Genomic DNA, 15,763 nt, shown 5'->3' with positions numbered 1-15,763 from the left:
TGGTCGTGGGGTTGGGAAGGGCCTGTGAAGTGGGGGTGGGATCACGTCGTGAAAAGGGCATTCAGCTCTAGGACAGATGCGCTTTCAGGCTTGCGCTGAATCCTATGAGCGCCGCAACACCCCCAATGATCATGCTGTTCACCGGTCCGATGCTGCGGGCGAACGACGAACCGAGGGCGTAACCAAAAAATCCCCAGAAGAGAGAGAAGGTGACCCCGACCAATGGGCCGAGGAAGGGGATGAACAACATGACGATCAGCAGGATTCCGGCGATGATCCCGACCGTTATCGCGGCGTCACGGCCCAGGTGGTAGACATCGGACGTGCAGATGCACACGAAAACCCCCACCAGCAGGGCCTCAAGGAGAACCAAGGGATGGAGTCCGCTCGGACCGCTGCCCCGTAGCCGCTGTATCAACCGCGACCGGGCGGCGGGGGCGGAGGCCGTGTGGCTCTGCTTCGGCATGGGGGCGTAGTCCCTGGGACTCTTTGTGCCGTTCTGGGATTGTTCATCCTCGTCGTAGTCGTAGAGCATGGACACCATCCTTTCCCATGGGGAGGTTCCTGGGAAGGGCGGTGGGGCTCCTCGGGGCCGCGCACCAGCGACCCGGCAGGTATCGGGTGAGCCCCACGGCCGGGCCCCGGGATGGCCCCGTCTGCGAACCCCGGGTTCTACGATGATGCGCATGCGTCATTTCACCGTTGATCTGAACCAGGAGAGATCCGTCACCCTGGAGGCGGTCCTCTTCGACGCCCCTTCCGCCGAGGAACAACCGACCCCGCTGGAGCATCCCCGGCCCGCGGTGATCATCGCCCCGGGCGGGGGATACATGATGCTGTCGCAACGGGAGTCCGACCCGGTGGCGGTCGCCTTCCTGCGCCGCGGGTTCAACGTGTTCGTGCTGCGTTACTCGCTGCGGGAACACGCCGCCCACCCCAATCCCGCCGTCGACGCGGCGCAGGCCGTGCGGTGGATACGCGCCCATGCCGGCGAGACGGGCGTCGATCCGATGCAGGTGAACCTACTGGGGTTCTCTGCGGGTGGGCACGTCGCAGCGCTGCTGGGCACCCACTGGAACCGCGACGACCTGGTGGCGGCCGAACGTGCCGAGTACGAGGCCACCGGCCGGAGCGACCTGCTGCGTCACAGTTCACGACCCGACGCGCTCGTGATCTGCTACGGGGCGCTCAGCGCCAAGCGGGTGGACGGCGACGAGGAGACCCGGTGCACCAAGGAGCGCGTGGACTGCATCTCGGCGGTGACCGGGCAAACCCCGCCCGCCTTCGTGTGGACCACCGGCCAGGACGATGTGGTGCCGCCCTCGCAGTCGCTGCGTTTCGTCACCGCCCTGGCCGAGGCCGGGGTGCCGTTCGAGTACCACCACTTCCAGTGGGGCCGCCACGGCCTGTCGACCGCCGACGAGCTGTGTGACGCCGACCGGGAATCGCTGCCGGTCAATGTCGCTTCCTAGGTGGATTTGGCAGCCAACTGGCTGCGCAAGATTGGAGAGGAAAAATGACCAACGCATGGAGTGATCTGGGCGACTACACCAACCTGCCGAGGCTGGGTTCGCTGGCGATCTCCCCGCAGGGACGGGTGCTGGTGTCCGTCGCCCACCGGAACCGGGAACGCACCGGCTACCGGTCGTCGTGGTGGGAACTCGACCCCGAGGGCCAGCGACCCGCGCGGCGCCTGACCCGTTCGGAGGAGGGCGAGGGCTTCGGTGCCTTCACCGCGGACGGGGATTTCCTGTTCGGTTCAAAACGACCCGTGCCCGGCACCGACGCGACGAAACCGGATGAGGACGACGGCGTGGTCTGGTTGCTGCCCGCCGAGGGTGGTGAGGCCCATCCGGTGGCGCGCCGCTCCGGTGGGTTCAGCGGGGTCGTCGCCGCGACCGGTTCCCGCACGGTGATCGCCCGCACCCCGGCCCACATCGGTGCCGCGGACGACGAGGCCGATGCCGCCAAACGCAAGGCCCGCCGCGAACGCAAGGTGACCGCCATCCTCCATGACAGCTACCCGGTCCGGTACTGGGACCACGACCTTGGGCCCGTAGCGGACAGGCTCGCCGTCCTGGACCTCGACGGCGGCTGCGAACCGCTGACCGGGGACGTGGGCCGGGCCTTGGAGGAGGCGACGCTGTCGCTGAGCGCCGACGGCCACAGGCTTGCCGCAGGCTGGGCCTCGCCGCGGGGAGTCGCGGAGGTGGCCCTGTCCGTGGCGCTCATTGACGTGACGACGGGGCAACACCGGGTGGTCGCCTCCGATGATGCCGATGAGTTCACCGGGCCCGTGATCTCCCGCGACGGCCGGTTGATCGCGTGCGTGCGCATCATCCGCTCCACCCCGGAAACCGCCCCGGTGCAGCGTCTGTGGCTGGTCGGGGAGGACGGCCAGGGCAGGGAGCTGGCCCCCGCCTGGGGTCGCTGGGGCACGCCGGTGGCCTTCAGTCCCGACGCCGGGACGCTCTACGCCGTGGCCGACGAGGACGGCGACGCCCCGGTGTTCGCCATCGACGTGGCCTCCGGGAAGGTGCGCCGTCTCACCGGCGAGGGCGCCTTCACCTCGGTGCGGATCACCGAGGACGGCCGGAGACTGTACGCGGTGCGGTCCTCCTACCGGGATCCGGGCAGCGTCGTCGCCATCGACACCGCCACCGGGGAGACCACCGGGCTTCCGCTGCCCGTCGACTACCCGGAGCTGCCCGGCAGGCTGGAGCGCGTCGAGACCACCGCCGCCGACGGGGCGCGCGTGCCCGGCTATCTGCTGCTGCCTTCCGGCGACGGCCCCGCGCCGCTGGCGTTGTGGATCCACGGTGGTCCGTTGAACTCCTGGAATTCGTGGAGCTGGCGCTGGTGCCCGTGGCTGCTGGTCAGCCGGGGCTGGGCGGTGCTGCTGCCCGATCCGGCGCTGTCCACGGGATACGGCCAGGACCACATCCAGCGCGGTTGGGGACGCTGGGGCGCGGAACCGTTCACCGACCTGATGGCCCTGACCGATCATGTCGTAGCCCGGGACGACATCGACCAGGAACGCACCGTCGCCATGGGCGGGTCGTTCGGCGGCTACATGGCCAACTGGGTGGCGGGACACACGGACCGGTTCCGCGCCATCGTCACCCACGCCAGCCTGTGGAACCTGGATGCCTTCGGCAACACCACCGACGCCGCCTGGTACTGGGAACGCGAGATGTCGCCCGAGATGCGGGAGCGGTACTCGCCGCACAGCGCCGCAGCCGACATCGTCACCCCGATGCTGGTCGTCCACGGCGACAGGGACTACCGGGTGCCGATCAGCGAGGGCCTGGCCCTGTGGCGGGAACTGGCCGCGGGCTGGGCGGGGAAACCGGAGGACTTCCCGCACAGGTTCCTTTACTTCCCCGACGAGAACCACTGGATCCTGTCCCCGCAGCACGCCGAGCTCTGGTACGAGACCGTGCTCTCCTTCATCGAGGCGGGCATCGGCAAGGCCGGGTTCACCCGGCCCGAGCTGCTCTGATCCGGTTCACCGGCCGGGCCGGGACGCATCCGGCCCGGCCTGCGGGGTGGTGCCCCGGTGGCCGGCCGCCTGGGAGCAGAGCACCGGGTATCCCGCCAACCGGTCCGTGACGGCGCCGGTCAGCTGCTCCAGCGGCCCCGAGACGAACATCTGCGACCACGCTCCGCACGCCACCACCAGCCCGAGGCACAGCCATCCCCCGGCCCCACCGTCGGCGACGAGACCCTTCGGTTGGGCATCGGTCAGGACCACGACGTGGACCACGTATGCCGTCAACGCCATCGACCCGACACCCGTCAGGGGCAGCAGTACCCACCGCGACCACGGCAGCCGGCCCAGCAACACCAGACCGGCGATCAACGCGAGCGCCAGACCACCCGAGGAGAAAACCTCGAAGACGGTGCCCGAGTTGGGTTCGAAGGACCACAGCGCACGCTGCCAGTCGATGCCGGTCACCGGATCCGTGGTCTGGTCGATCCCGGTGGTCGAGGTGGCCGAGCGCTGGACGTCGTTGAACAGCGGTGCCGGGGAACCGGCGGAGACCACGAACGGGGCCGCGAAACCGGCGAACAGCGCCAGACCCGCCACCAGGAAACCCCGCAGCTCCTTGACATTGTCCAGGCCGAAACGCCCCAGGGCCATGCCCGCAAGGACGAAGGCCATCCACACCAGCGCGGGAGAGGCGGTGGTCGCGAGCAGGGTGGGGACGAAATTGCCCCCGAGGTCGGGGGAACCGTACCCCCAGGTGGGGATCCACAGCGGCAACCCGGTCACCAACAGCTTGCCCACCAAAGCCAGGCAGCAGGCCACGACCAGGAGGGTGCGGAGCCGCCAGCGCAGCGCAGGTAGGGAAAGGACGAACCAGAAGGCGTAGGAGGCCAGGATCACCTGAATGGTGGTCGGGAGCATCGACAACGCACCGGTGAGCACCAGCAGCACGACGGCCCTGCCCAGGATGGTGGTGCGGGCCCGCAGCAGGTCGTCGCCCCCGAGTCTTTGGGATCCCCCGCTGATGATGGCCAGCGACACCCCCGCCACGGTGGCGAACAGGATGCCCGATCGGCCGTGGACGAAACCGAGCAGCGCGGCCGGTCCCGAACCCCAGGCGGGGGTGAGCACGGAATGCGCGATAACCATGCCCAGGACGGCCAGACCGCGGGCGGCGTCGAGCCCGGGGACGCGGGATCCCATGACCCGCGTGTGGCGTGGCTGCGGCCACCAGGGCCGGGCGGGTCGGAGGGGGAACGGCATCTGCTGTGTGACTGACACCCAGCCAACCTAGGCCACTTCGGGACCGGGCGTGGGTTTTCCGCGGATGTCCGTGACCGCGACCGTCGGGGACGGGCAGGGAAGAACCTGTCCGGGAACCCCGGAATCTTGAACACCGTTCAAGCGTTTGCCCCTGTCAGCTGGGGGTGAGAGCCGAATCGTGGGGTTGTGCTGATGCAGGGGGTGCTTTCCCCGAAGTTGCCCCGGCATGGTTGGATAGGGACCATGAGTCCTCGCAAGATCGGCGTCACCGAGCTGGTGCTCAGGGACGCACACCAGAGTTTGATGGCAACCCGAATGGCCTTGGAAGACATGGTCGACGCCTGCGCAGACATCGACGCCGCAGGTTACTGGTCCGTGGAGTGTTGGGGTGGTGCAACCTTCGACTCCTGTATCCGATTCCTCAATGAGGATCCTTGGGTCAGGCTCCGCACGTTCCGTGAACTCATGCCCAACACCCGTCTCCAGATGTTGCTGCGTGGCCAGAACCTTCTCGGCTACCGCCACTATGAGGACACGGTGGTGGAAGAGTTCGTCGAGAAGTCGGCCGAGAACGGCATGGATGTCTTCCGTGTCTTCGATGCCCTCAACGACCCCCGCAACATGGCCCAGGCGATGCAGGCCGTCAAGAAGGTCGGCAAGCACGCCCAGGGCACCATCTGCTACACCATCTCGCCGGTCCACACCGTCGAGGGTTATGTGAAGCTCGCCGGGCAGCTCATCGACATGGGCGCCGAGTCGATCGCCCTCAAGGACATGGCCGCCCTCCTCCAGCCGCAGCCCGCCTACGACATCATCCGCGGCATCAAGGAAACCTACGGCGATGTCCAGATCAACGTTCACTGCCACTCCACCACGGGTGTCACCCTCGTCAGCCTCATGAAGGCCATCGAGGCGGGTGCTGACGTGGTCGACACGGCCATCTCGTCGATGAGCCTTGGCCCCGGCCACAACCCGACCGAATCCTTCGTGGAGATGCTCGAGGGCACCGGTTACACCACCGACCTCGACGTGGAGCGCCTCGGCAAGATCCGCGACCACTTCGCGAAGATCCGCCCGAAGTACGCCGAGTTCGAATCGGCCACGCTGGTGGACACCGGTATCTTCTCCTCCCAGATCCCCGGCGGCATGCTCTCCAACATGGAGTCGCAGCTCAAGGCCCAGGGTGCGGGCGACCGCATCGACGAGGTCATGGCCGAGGTGCCGCGGGTCAAGGCCGACGCAGGTCATCCGCCGCTGGTCACCCCCTCCTCCCAGATCGTCGGCACCCAGGCCGTCTTCAACGTCCTGATGGGCCGCTACAAGGTGATGACGGGTGAGTTCGCGGACCTCATGCTCGGCTACTACGGCGAATGCCTCGGTGAGCGCAACCCCGAGGTCATCGAGCTGGCGCAGGCGCAGGCCAAGAAGGACCCCATCACGGTGCGTCCCGCGGACCTGCTCAAGCCCGAATGGGACGAGCTCGTCGCCCAGGTCAAGGAACTCGAGGGTGCCGACGGCACCGAGGAGGATGTCCTGACCAACGCCATGTTCCCGGGAGTGGCTCCCGGGTTCTTCAAGACCCGCGCCGAGGGCCCCAAGAACGTCGGTAAGACCGCTGAGCAGCTGGCCGCCGAGGAAGAGGCCGCCAAGCGCAAGGCCCAGGGGATCTCCGGTCCCGTCAAGTACAACGTCACCATCGCTGGTCGTTCGCACAGCGTTTCCGTCGAGCCCGCCTGAGGAGCGAAATGAGCAAGCAACACACCATGGCCGAGCGCCTTCAGCAGCTCGAGGATGCCCGGGCAAAGGTCGAGGCCGGAGGCGGCGCCGACAAGCTGGACAAGCAGCGCGACCGCGGCAAGATGACCGCCCGCGACCGCATCGAAAAGCTGATCGACGAGGGCTCCTTCCAGGAAACCGGCGCTTTCCGCCGCAACCGCACCACCACCTTCGGCATGGACAAGACCTACATGGCCGCCGACGGTGTGGTCACGGGTTCCGCGACCGTGCTGGGTCGTCCCGTCCACCTGGCCAGCCAGGACTTCACCGTGATGGGTGGTTCGGCCGGTGAGACCCACTCCATCAAGGTCACCGAGATGCTGGAGGCGTCGCTGGAGACCGGCACCCCGTTCATCTTCATCAACGACTCGGGCGGCGCCCGCGTGCAGGAGGGCATCGACTCCCTGTCCGGCTACGGCAAGGTCTTCTACGCCAACGTTCTGCTCTCGGGTGCGGTGCCGCAGATCTCGATCATCGCCGGTCCGTGCGCCGGTGGCGCGGCCTACTCCCCGGCCCTGACCGACTTCATCATCCAGACCCGCAAGGCCCACATGTTCATCACGGGCCCGGGCGTGATCAAGCAGGTCACGGGCGAGGAGGTCACCCAGGACGCCCTTGGCGGTGCCGACGCCCACATGGGCCGCTCCGGTGTCATCGACTTCGTTGCCGACGACGACGAGCAGGCCATCCTGATCGCGCAGAAGCTGCTCAGCTTCCTGCCGCAGAACAACTCCGAGGAGCCCCCGATCGTCGATCCCGACGATTCGATCGAGCCCAACGAGAAGCTGCGCGAGATCATCCCGCTCGAGGGCAACAAGGGCTACGACATCCGCGATGTCATCGCCGAAATCGTCGATCACCGCGACTTCCTCGAGGTGCAGGCCGGCTGGGCCAAGAGCATCGTGGTCGGCTTCGCCCGCATCAACGGCCGCTCGATCGGCATCATCGCGAACCAGCCGAGCGTCATGTCGGGTGTCCTCGACATCGACTCCTCGGACAAGGGCTCGAAGTTCATCCGCTTCTGCAACGCGTTCAACATTCCCGTGGTCAACCTCGTCGACGTTCCCGGCTTCCTGCCCGGCGTCGCCCAGGAGCATGGCGGCATCATCCGTCACGGCGCGAAGATGCTGTTCGCCTACTCCGCCGCGACTGTCCCGAAGATCACCGTCGTGCTGCGCAAGGCCTACGGCGGCGCCTACCTGGCGATGTGCTCGAAGGACCTGGGTGCCGACAAGGTGTTCGCCTGGCCGACCGCCGAAATCGCCGTCATGGGTGCCGAGGGCGCCGCGAACGTGGTGTTCCGCCGCGAGATCGAGGCCGCCGAGGACACCGAGGCTCGCCGCGAGGAGCTCGTGGAGGAGTACCGCGAGACCTTCTCGACGCCGTACATGGCTGCCTCCCGTGGTCTGGTTGACGACATCATCGACCCGGCGAACACCCGCCGCGAGATCGCGCTGTCGCTGGAACTGCTGGCCGGTAAGCGCCAGCTGCGTCCCGCGAAGAAGCACGGCCTCTTCCCAGCCTGATCGGAGTCGCAGATGTCTGACAACAACGCTGCGCTCCTTGCGGCGGTCGAGAAGCTGACGGCTCAGCTCAAGACCCTCGATGAGCGTCTCGCCAAGCTCGAAGCCCGGCAGGAGATCCCCGAAGAGGATCTCGTTGCGATCGGAGCCGCCGTCGCGGCTTCCCTCGGGCACAAGGCCAAGGTGCGGGCGGTCCGCTTCAGCACTCAGCCCGGCTGGGTCCAGGCCACCCGCGAACAGTCCCACAACCGTGCTGTCCCGCACGTTCGCTGATTGAAGGAGACAACCCATGAAACTGAAGGTGACCGTCAATCAGACGGAGTACGAGATCGATGTCGAGGTCGCGAAGGAAACCCCGAGCCTTCCGCCGATCGTGATCGGTGGCTCGGGTGGCGCACCGATGGCGGCCCCGGCCCCGTCGGGTGCTGGCGCGGCCAGCGCCAACGCCGTCGTCGCGCCGCTGGCCGGCTCGGTGGCCCGCATCCTCGTTGCCGAGGGCGACGAGGTTGAGGCAGGCCAGGTGCTCCTGGTCCTGGAGGCCATGAAGATGGAAACCGAGATCACGGCCCCCGCCGCCGGCACGGTCTCGGCCATCCTCGTCGCGCCGGGTGAGCCCGTCCAGGGCGGCCAGGGCCTGATCGAGCTCTGACCCGTCAACCACGCGAAGGGGCCGCACCCATTGGGTGCGGCCCCTTCGTATACCATTGCACTTGGTAAGGACTGGAGAATCTGCACTGGCTGCTGTTCTTCTCCGCAACGATGACTTGCCCGTGGCGTGAAGGAATGATCGGTTTCTGACTTGTAGGCCAAAGGATGGGTCCGATGCAGTTGGAAGTTGAATCGGTTTCGAAATCCCTTCGGGGGATTCAAGTTCTCGAAAAGGTCAGCTGCTGCGTGGAGCAGGGGGAGATCGTAGGACTGGTTGGTCCGAATGGTGCGGGAAAAACCACCCTGCTCAGGCTGATCCTGGGGCTCCTGTCGCCGGATGAGGGAAAGGTCATCATTGATGGCCGCCCGGCAGAGGATGCGCTGTCCAGGCGGCGTGTTGGGTACTGTCTTGACAACGACGGGCTGTATCCGGCCTTGACCGGTTCGCAGAATCTGGTCTTCTTCCAGATGGCTTTGGGGGTGGATGCCGGCCGCGTCGATGAAATGATCGAGCTTCTCGGGTTGAGCGATGTGACGAACGTCCCCGTGTCGGCTTATTCCAAGGGAATGCGAAGGCGCTTGGCAATTGCTCGCTCGATGCTTTCATCTCCCGCTCTTCTGCTGCTTGACGAACCCTTTGCCGGTCTCGACCCATCCGGTCAGAGGCATCTGATCTCCTTCCTTGAGGAGTTGCGCGGTCAGGTCGGGGTTCTCTTCTCCTCGCACGACCTGCACATAGTGTTCGCGCATGCGCAGCGGGTGGTCGGCCTCAAGAAAGTGGTTGTCTTCGACGCCGCTCCCGGGCAGTTCTGGGACGGTTCCGAGGATCTGCTGGAGAGATATTCGGAGGCGTTCGATGAGTAGGGTCCTGAGGTTGATGAAAGCCGTCGCCTACAAGGAATGGCGGGGACTCTTGGCGAAAGGGCTGGCCGGAAGACTGGGGTTTGCTATCGTGCTCCCCGCAATGATGCTCGGTAAAGCCGTCTCGGCGGCGGAAAGCAGTCCGGCAGAATCCGTTTCGTGGTCGCTGTTCACGATGCTCTTCTCCGCCATGGTGGGAATGTTGTCCACCGTCCGGTTCTGGGAGGAGAAGGGTTATGGCACCCTGGAATCCTTCCTCGGGCTTCCCTACGGGGTGCGCTCGATCTTTCTCTCGAAACTCTTCGTCCCCTCCCTGGTGGGTTTCGGTCTCGGCTGCATTTTCGCCGCATTCAATCTGTACTGGGCTCACGCTCAAGGGTTTGATTCGCTTTGGGTGTTTTCCGTTGTTTCTGTGTTCCTGGTCTTCGGGTGGATTCTGGCCGTTGAATCGGCAATACTGGTTGGCTACGCCATGTGGATGATGTCGGAGAACGCCGCGAAGTGGGCTCAGATGTTCGTGGTGGGGTTCTACGGGGGCGGCTTGGCGCTTCCGATGCTTGGGGGTGTAGCCGTGTCCGTCAGCGCTCTCGTCCTGTTCCTGGCCCTGGCGGCCGCGGTGCTCGGTCTGCTGTGCTTCCTCTCCCTGAGAAAACTGTCGGTCGAGAGAATCGTGCTGAACTCCGGATAGGTGCGATCCGTGGTGCCGGGAGTCGATCCGCCTTGATCCCGGAGGCAGAGTGATCTGAACGACCAGCGGGCGAGTAGCGGCGTCGTGGACTCGGCAAGGCCGGCTGGTGGGGTAGTAGCCTGATGGCTCGGCGCCGTTTGGGCGAGAGGGCGTGCATGTTATCTGCCGGGAAGCACCAAGGACAATCGAAACCCGACCGCGCGATGTGGCGGTTCGCGCTCCTGATCTGCCGGGAGGCGGACGCCACCTCCCGGGCGCGGAACCTGACGGTGATCGGCGCTGTCGTTGCGGGGGCGTTCGCGCGGATCCTCGCCCCGGTGGTGCTGGGGCTCGGGTTGGAGTTCGCCCTCCAGGGCGCGTGGTGGCGCTGGGGCCTGCCCGTCGTTGCGGTGCTCTACGCGGCGATCTGGTGGCTGGGAAGCGCGGGCCGGGCCTGTTTCCTGCCGACCTACGGCCGCCTGGAACAGGCCATGCAGTCCCGTTTCATGGTTCGTGCCCTGGACCGCAGCAACCGGTCCGACCCGCGCACCAGGGGACGGGTGGACGAGTCCACCGTGGGTTTCGCCATTGACGCCGCGGCGGCCGCGCTGCGCGAGGGGTTGAGCTGTCTGCACCTGTCCCTGCTGCCCGCCGGGGTCAGCATCCTCGCCGGAATGGCGACGGTCGGTCTCGTGGGAGGAATCGGGGTGCTCGCCGTCTTCCTGGCCACCGTGCTGGTCTACGCCGCCACCAGCACCCCACTGATCCGCCGCCACCAGCGCCTCCAGACGCTCTTCTTCAAGGAGGCGATGCGAAGCTTCGGGGTGCTGGTGAACCTGCTGTCCCTGTGGCGGGAAACCAGGATCTTCGACGGCCACGCCCACGCCCGGCAGTGGTACCGGCGCGACAGGTCGAGGGTCGAGCGCCGCGCCATGCGCTCCTACCGCGCCACCCGCGGCCTCCAGGTGAGCCAGGCCCTGGTGCTCGCGGCCGGGATCGCCGTCGCGCTCTGCCTGTTCGCCCGGGCCGGCGAACCCCCGTCGCTGGGCGTCATGATCGCGGTCTCCGGGGTTTTCCTGTCCGCCATCGCGCCCCTGCAGGACGCCGGTTTCGGCCTGTCCGCCCTGGCGGTCTCGGAGAGCCAGTACCGGGAGGCGCAGACCAGGATTGACCCGCCGGTCGACGACGCCACCGGGGCGCTGGGAGCCGCGCCGGAACCACCGGTGTGGGCGCCCGGCAGGCCCGTCTGGTGCCTGGGCGACAGCGGGGCAGGCAAGACCACCTGGGCGGAACGGTTCCTTGGGCTCCGGGGCTTGGCCGACGGAAGCCTCCGTACCGGACCCGGCCGCGGGGGAGGCTTCTCCTACCTGCCCCAGGAACCGGGCCTGCTGGCCGGCACGGTCATCGACAACGTGCGTTTCGGACGCGACCTGCCGCCCGGTGCCGTCGACGGGATCCTCCGGGAACTCGGCCTGGGGGAGTTCTCCCGGGGAGGGGCCCGCGAACACGAGGTGATCGCCCCCGACCGGGGTGGGGTCTCGGTGGGTGAGGGACGCCGGGTCGCGCTGGCCCGGGCGCTCGCCGACGAATCCAACCGGATCGTGGTCCTGGACGAACCGACCGCCGGGATGGACGCGAACCTCAGGGACCGGGTGTGGCGCATCATCGAGTCGCGTGCCGAACGGTGCGTCGTCGTGGTCGCCACCCACGACCCGCAGGCCCCCATCCGAGACGACGACCCGGCCATCACCCTCCCGGAGGACTGAGCCCTGGTTTCCACCGGAACCGGGCAGACTTGGTGGGGTGACGAGGAAGAAGACCGCGAAACCCCGGCCCCCGGTTGCGTTGTGGCATCCGCTGCTCGCCCTGGCGGTGCGGGTGGTTCCGCTGCTGGTGTTCGGTTTCTGGCTGCTGTCGGCCGGGCACAATCCCTACTGGTACGACGAGGGACGGGCAATCGCCGGTGTGCTCAACCTGGCGTTGCTGTGGTGGCTGCTCAGGCGGGAACGGACGGGTTTCCGGAGGTTCATGGGGCCCTTCACCGCCAGCGACCTCAAATGGTCGCTGGCGGTCGGGGCGGGCATGGTCTGCGTCGCGCTGCTGGCCTACGCCTTCGCGGAGAGCTGGCTCCGCGTGGAGGGGAAACCCACCCCCGCGTTGGACACCCCGCTGTGGTTGCTGGTTGCGCAGGTCCTGCTGGTACCGGCCTGGGTGGCTTTCGTGGACGGCCTGCTGTTCTTCGGCTACGCGCTGCCGCGGCTGCGCGAACGGCTCGGGACGCCGTGGGCCGCGGTGATCGTGATCCTGGGGTTCACGCTGCTGCAGGTCGGTTTCGCGCCCCTTTCCCCGACCCGGGTGGCCGCCGAGGCCGTCCGGGGGGTGTTGCTGGCGATTCCGCCGGTGCTGGTGGCGCTCAGGACACGAAGCGTGTGGCCGGGTTTCCTCGGATACCTGCTCATGATCCTGCTGAACGACTGGCCGAGTGTCCTGTACACCCTGATTTTGCTGCTCAGCTGGTCGGGGCTGTGGATCGGCCTGTTCGTCGGTTTCATCGTCATGATCTTCTGGCTCGGCATGAGCCGCCGGAACTGACCCCGTCGCCGGCGCAACGTTGTGGAGGGGCCGCCGAAGCGACCCCTCCATCTTGTTCACGATCTGCCGTGCGACCTGTCACGCGTCGCTTTCCGGGCGGATCTGTTCGCCCTCGTCCGGGTTGACCGGGCGGATCACCAGCACGTCGCAGTGGGCTCGCCTGACGACGACGCTGGCGACGTCACCGAGCAGGCGGCCGGCGATCGAGCGGTCGCGGATGGCGCCGATCACGATGAGATCCCCGAGGTGCTGTTTCGAGCTGCTGAGCAGCGCCTCGGCGGGGTCCGCTTCCACCAGCAGGGTGGCCTTCACGCGCGCCCCGGCGGCGATGGCGATGTCCTTGGCGTGTGTGACGGCCAGCTTGGCCGCTTCCTTGCCCGGAACCTGCCCGATGCGGCTCGGTGCGGTCTCGGTCAGCGGCACCTTCGCGTCGGCCCTTCGGGAACCGCCGCCGTAGGCGCACACGATGACCAGGTCGGCGTCCTCCTTGGTCGCGATCCACGCGGCCCGGGTGACGGTCGGTCCGGCGAGTTCGGAACCGTCGGTTCCGACGACGACCGTGGTGTAGTCCTTGAGCATTTCCCCTCCAATCGTGGGAGATCAGTTTTCGGCAGGCACGGGTTCGGACAGATCGTCGACGTCCTTGACGATCGGCGGCTCCTTGATCCAGAGCATCGCGATGGCCGCCAGGGCCAGGAGGACGGCGGCGAAGGTGATCGCGTTACCGGGGTGGTCACCGATCAGCTTGTAGACGGTGCCGAAGGTGACGGTCTGGATGAGCATCGGGATGACGATCATCATGTTGATGATGCCCATGTAGACGCCGTAGCGGGTGGACGGGATCATGCGGACGGCCATGATGTAGGGCACACCCAAGATGGAGGCCCATGCGATACCCAGGCCGATGATCGGCACGAACAGCAGGTACTTGTCGGTGATGTGCGGGAAGAAGGCCAGGCCGACCGCCGCCAGCAGCAGGCAGGTGGTGTGGACGAACTTCGCGCCGTGCCGTTTGGCCAGGACCACCAGAGCGAAGGCCACGCAGAAGGTCACGACGTTGTAGGCACCGTTGACCAGGCCGGTCCATGCCGTGGCCTGCTCGAACAAGGTCTTGTACCGATCCGGATCGGCTTCCTTCAGTGCATGGGTCGCCCCGAAGATGGACTCCCCCACGGACAGCGACACGTACTGCCAGTAGCAGTTCATGGCGTACCACTGGAACAGGTAGACCAGCGCCAGCTTGCGCAGCTGGACGGGCATCTCGACGATGGCTTCCCAGATCTCCTTGAGGGTGCCGACGAAACCGGTCTTGTGGGCGCGCAGCTCGGCGAGTTCCTCGGGCGTGGGTTCGAGTTCCTTGGTGCTGAGGATCGAGACCAGCACGGTGGCGATGGAGGCGACGGTACCCAGCATGAAGGAGGCCATCACCCAGGAGGGAAGGCTGCCGAAGATGCCGGGGACGACCTGCTGGAACACGAACAGCGACACGTTGGCCAGGGTGATTCCGAGGCCGGCGAAGAAGGACTGGGCCAGGAAGCCCTTGGCCAGCTGCGACGGCGGCAGTCTGTCGGAGATGAACGCCCGGTAGGGCTCCATGGCGGTGTTGTTGGACACGTCGAGCAGCCACAGCAGCAGCACGGCCATCCACACCGCGGAGGCGAAGGGGAACAGGAACAGGCACACGGAGCAGCCGATGGCGCCGGCCAGCAGGAAGGGACGCCTGCGGCCCCACTTGGGAACCCATGTCTTGTCCGAAATGGCGCCGATTATGGGCTGGACCAGCAGGCCGGTGATCGGCCCGGCCAGGTTCAGCAGCGGCATTTCCTCGGGGTCTGCGCCGAGGAACTGGTAGATGGGGTTGATGGCCGTCTGCTGCATGCCGAAGGAGTACTGGACACCGAAGAATCCCAGGTTCATCAGCAGGATCTGCGGCATCGTCATGAGCGGCTTCTGCCGCACGATCGTCGCGCTCATCGGGAAACTCCCTCAGGGTTGGCGGCCAGGAAATCCTCGAGGCGGTTCAGCTCCCGCTCCCAACCGGTGGCGTGGTACTCGGCGCGGGAGGGTTCGTAGGGTCCCTGCACGATGCGCACGAGGGTTCCGCCGCCGTACTTGGTGAACTCGACGCGCAGTTCCATGGGAATGTCGGGATCGATGCCGGGGTCGCCGGTGATGCGCTGACGGGCGACGAAGACATCCGGATCGAAGTACTCGGTGAAGACCGCATCCGTGGTGACCCTGACCGTCGGGTCGTTGTCGCGGATCTTCACGTGGTGGTGCTTGCCGCCGAGCTTCAGCTCGGAGGAAACCGTTTCCTTTTCGACGTGCCACCCGGGGCTGCCTCGCCAGAGCATCATCTCCTCGGGGGCGGTCCACGCCCTGAAGACACGTTTCTGGGGATAGTCGAACTTTCGTTCGACGATCAACATGACATTGGCGACCATTGCTCACTCCTGTTGATGTGGAACTGCCCATAGCCTGCTACTCACCCTAAGTCCTGTCCATACCCGCAGGGGTATTTTTCATGACAAAAGTTTTTGGTGTCCTGCGCATTCTCCCGAACGTCCGTGGGCCCCCGGGGTCTTTGCCGAGTGGCGAGGGGACCGGAGTTGGGTCGGGCTGCGGGTCGTGACGAAGCTGATTGGGTCGGGCTGCGAGGAACGAGCGGCCTGTGTCGAAACCACCGGATCCCGAACAGCAGACCCAGCCACAAGACCCCGATCACCCTCACTTCACCTCACCCCGCCCTGCTCCTTCCCATACACGAATCGCGGAAGCTCGTCGTGGGAATCGGTCGGCCGGGTCACCGCGCCTGTGCTCTTCCTGTTCACGAATCGCGGAGGTTCGTCGTGGGAATCGGTCGGCCGGGTCACCGCGCCTGTGCTCTTCCTGTTCACGAATCGCGGAGGTTCGACGGTTCAACGTCGCCACACGACGTTGAAC

15 protein-coding genes are annotated in these 15,763 nt (G+C 66.6%); 10 read left to right on the top strand and 5 right to left on the bottom strand.

The window, feature by feature from the left end:
• Positions 1 to 67: 67 nt before the first annotated feature.
• Positions 68 to 535, bottom strand: coding sequence for a hypothetical protein (locus ACO6D6_RS05510; RefSeq protein WP_484783931.1), 468 nt, complete (start codon positions 533 to 535; stop codon positions 68 to 70).
• A 151-nt stretch (positions 536 to 686) separates the two neighbouring features.
• Between ACO6D6_RS05510 and ACO6D6_RS05505 the strand changes: the two genes are divergently transcribed.
• The gene (locus ACO6D6_RS05505) at positions 687 to 1,472 is read left to right on the top strand and encodes an alpha/beta hydrolase (protein WP_484783929.1); all 786 of its coding nucleotides are present in this window, start codon (positions 687 to 689) and stop codon (positions 1,470 to 1,472) included.
• A 44-nt stretch (positions 1,473 to 1,516) separates the two neighbouring features.
• A complete protein-coding gene (locus ACO6D6_RS05500) occupies positions 1,517 to 3,502 on the top strand; it encodes an alpha/beta fold hydrolase (protein WP_484783927.1) in 1,986 nt (661 codons plus the stop codon).
• Between the two features lie 6 nt (positions 3,503 to 3,508).
• Here the strand turns inward: ACO6D6_RS05500 and ACO6D6_RS05495 are convergent, their stop codons facing one another.
• Entirely contained in the window at positions 3,509 to 4,693 is a 1,185-nt protein-coding gene (locus ACO6D6_RS05495) for a heparan-alpha-glucosaminide N-acetyltransferase domain-containing protein (protein WP_484783925.1), read from the bottom strand.
• A gap of 303 nt (positions 4,694 to 4,996) precedes the next feature.
• Here ACO6D6_RS05495 and ACO6D6_RS05490 point away from each other — a divergent pair, with 303 nt between their 5' ends.
• The 8 genes from ACO6D6_RS05490 to ACO6D6_RS05455 all read left to right on the top strand — a co-directional run bounded on the left by ACO6D6_RS05490 (position 4,997) and on the right by ACO6D6_RS05455 (position 12,820).
• The gene (locus ACO6D6_RS05490) at positions 4,997 to 6,490 is read left to right on the top strand and encodes a methylmalonyl-CoA carboxytransferase subunit 5S (protein ID WP_484783924.1); all 1,494 of its coding nucleotides are present in this window, start codon (positions 4,997 to 4,999) and stop codon (positions 6,488 to 6,490) included.
• 8 nt (positions 6,491 to 6,498) lie between these two features.
• Entirely contained in the window at positions 6,499 to 8,055 is a 1,557-nt protein-coding gene (locus tag ACO6D6_RS05485; RefSeq protein ID WP_484783922.1) for an acyl-CoA carboxylase subunit beta, read from the top strand.
• Positions 8,056 to 8,067: 12 nt separating this feature from the next.
• Positions 8,068 to 8,325, top strand: a complete 258-nt coding sequence (locus ACO6D6_RS05480) for a hypothetical protein (protein ID WP_484783920.1) — start codon at positions 8,068 to 8,070, stop codon at positions 8,323 to 8,325.
• Positions 8,326 to 8,341: 16 nt separating this feature from the next.
• The gene (locus ACO6D6_RS05475) at positions 8,342 to 8,701 is read left to right on the top strand and encodes a biotin/lipoyl-containing protein (protein WP_484783919.1); all 360 of its coding nucleotides are present in this window, start codon (positions 8,342 to 8,344) and stop codon (positions 8,699 to 8,701) included.
• A 173-nt stretch (positions 8,702 to 8,874) separates the two neighbouring features.
• A complete protein-coding gene (locus tag ACO6D6_RS05470) occupies positions 8,875 to 9,564 on the top strand; it encodes an ABC transporter ATP-binding protein (RefSeq protein ID WP_484783917.1) in 690 nt (229 codons plus the stop codon).
• A gap of 13 nt (positions 9,565 to 9,577) precedes the next feature.
• Positions 9,578 to 10,249: an ABC transporter permease gene (locus tag ACO6D6_RS05465; protein ID WP_484783916.1), complete on the top strand. Its 672-nt coding sequence runs from the start codon at positions 9,578 to 9,580 to the stop codon at positions 10,247 to 10,249.
• 155 nt (positions 10,250 to 10,404) lie between these two features.
• A complete protein-coding gene (locus tag ACO6D6_RS05460) occupies positions 10,405 to 11,994 on the top strand; it encodes an ATP-binding cassette domain-containing protein (protein ID WP_484783914.1) in 1,590 nt (529 codons plus the stop codon).
• 37 nt (positions 11,995 to 12,031) lie between these two features.
• On the top strand, positions 12,032 to 12,820 hold the full coding sequence (locus ACO6D6_RS05455) for a hypothetical protein (RefSeq protein ID WP_484783913.1): 789 nt from the start codon (positions 12,032 to 12,034) through the stop codon (positions 12,818 to 12,820).
• Between the two features lie 78 nt (positions 12,821 to 12,898).
• Here the strand turns inward: ACO6D6_RS05455 and ACO6D6_RS05450 are convergent, their stop codons facing one another.
• From ACO6D6_RS05450 to ACO6D6_RS05440, 3 genes are read right to left on the bottom strand one after another with little or no spacing between them, the layout of a single operon-like run.
• Positions 12,899 to 13,399: a universal stress protein gene (locus tag ACO6D6_RS05450; RefSeq protein WP_484783912.1), complete on the bottom strand. Its 501-nt coding sequence runs from the start codon at positions 13,397 to 13,399 to the stop codon at positions 12,899 to 12,901.
• 21 nt (positions 13,400 to 13,420) lie between these two features.
• Positions 13,421 to 14,794 carry an MFS transporter gene (locus tag ACO6D6_RS05445; RefSeq protein WP_484783910.1) on the bottom strand — a complete coding sequence of 458 codons (1,374 nt, stop codon included), beginning with the start codon at positions 14,792 to 14,794 and terminating at the stop codon, positions 13,421 to 13,423.
• Positions 14,791 to 15,264 (bottom strand): SRPBCC family protein, encoded by a 474-nt coding sequence (locus ACO6D6_RS05440; RefSeq protein ID WP_484783909.1) that lies wholly within the window; start codon positions 15,262 to 15,264, stop codon positions 14,791 to 14,793. Before ACO6D6_RS05440 ends, ACO6D6_RS05445 begins: the two co-directional genes overlap by 4 nt.
• Positions 15,265 to 15,763: the final 499 nt, after the last annotated feature.

The organism is Arachnia sp., from assembly GCF_057238465.1.
Note: the sequence above shows the minus strand (reverse complement) of the source record. Positions and strands in the feature narration are given on the sequence as shown.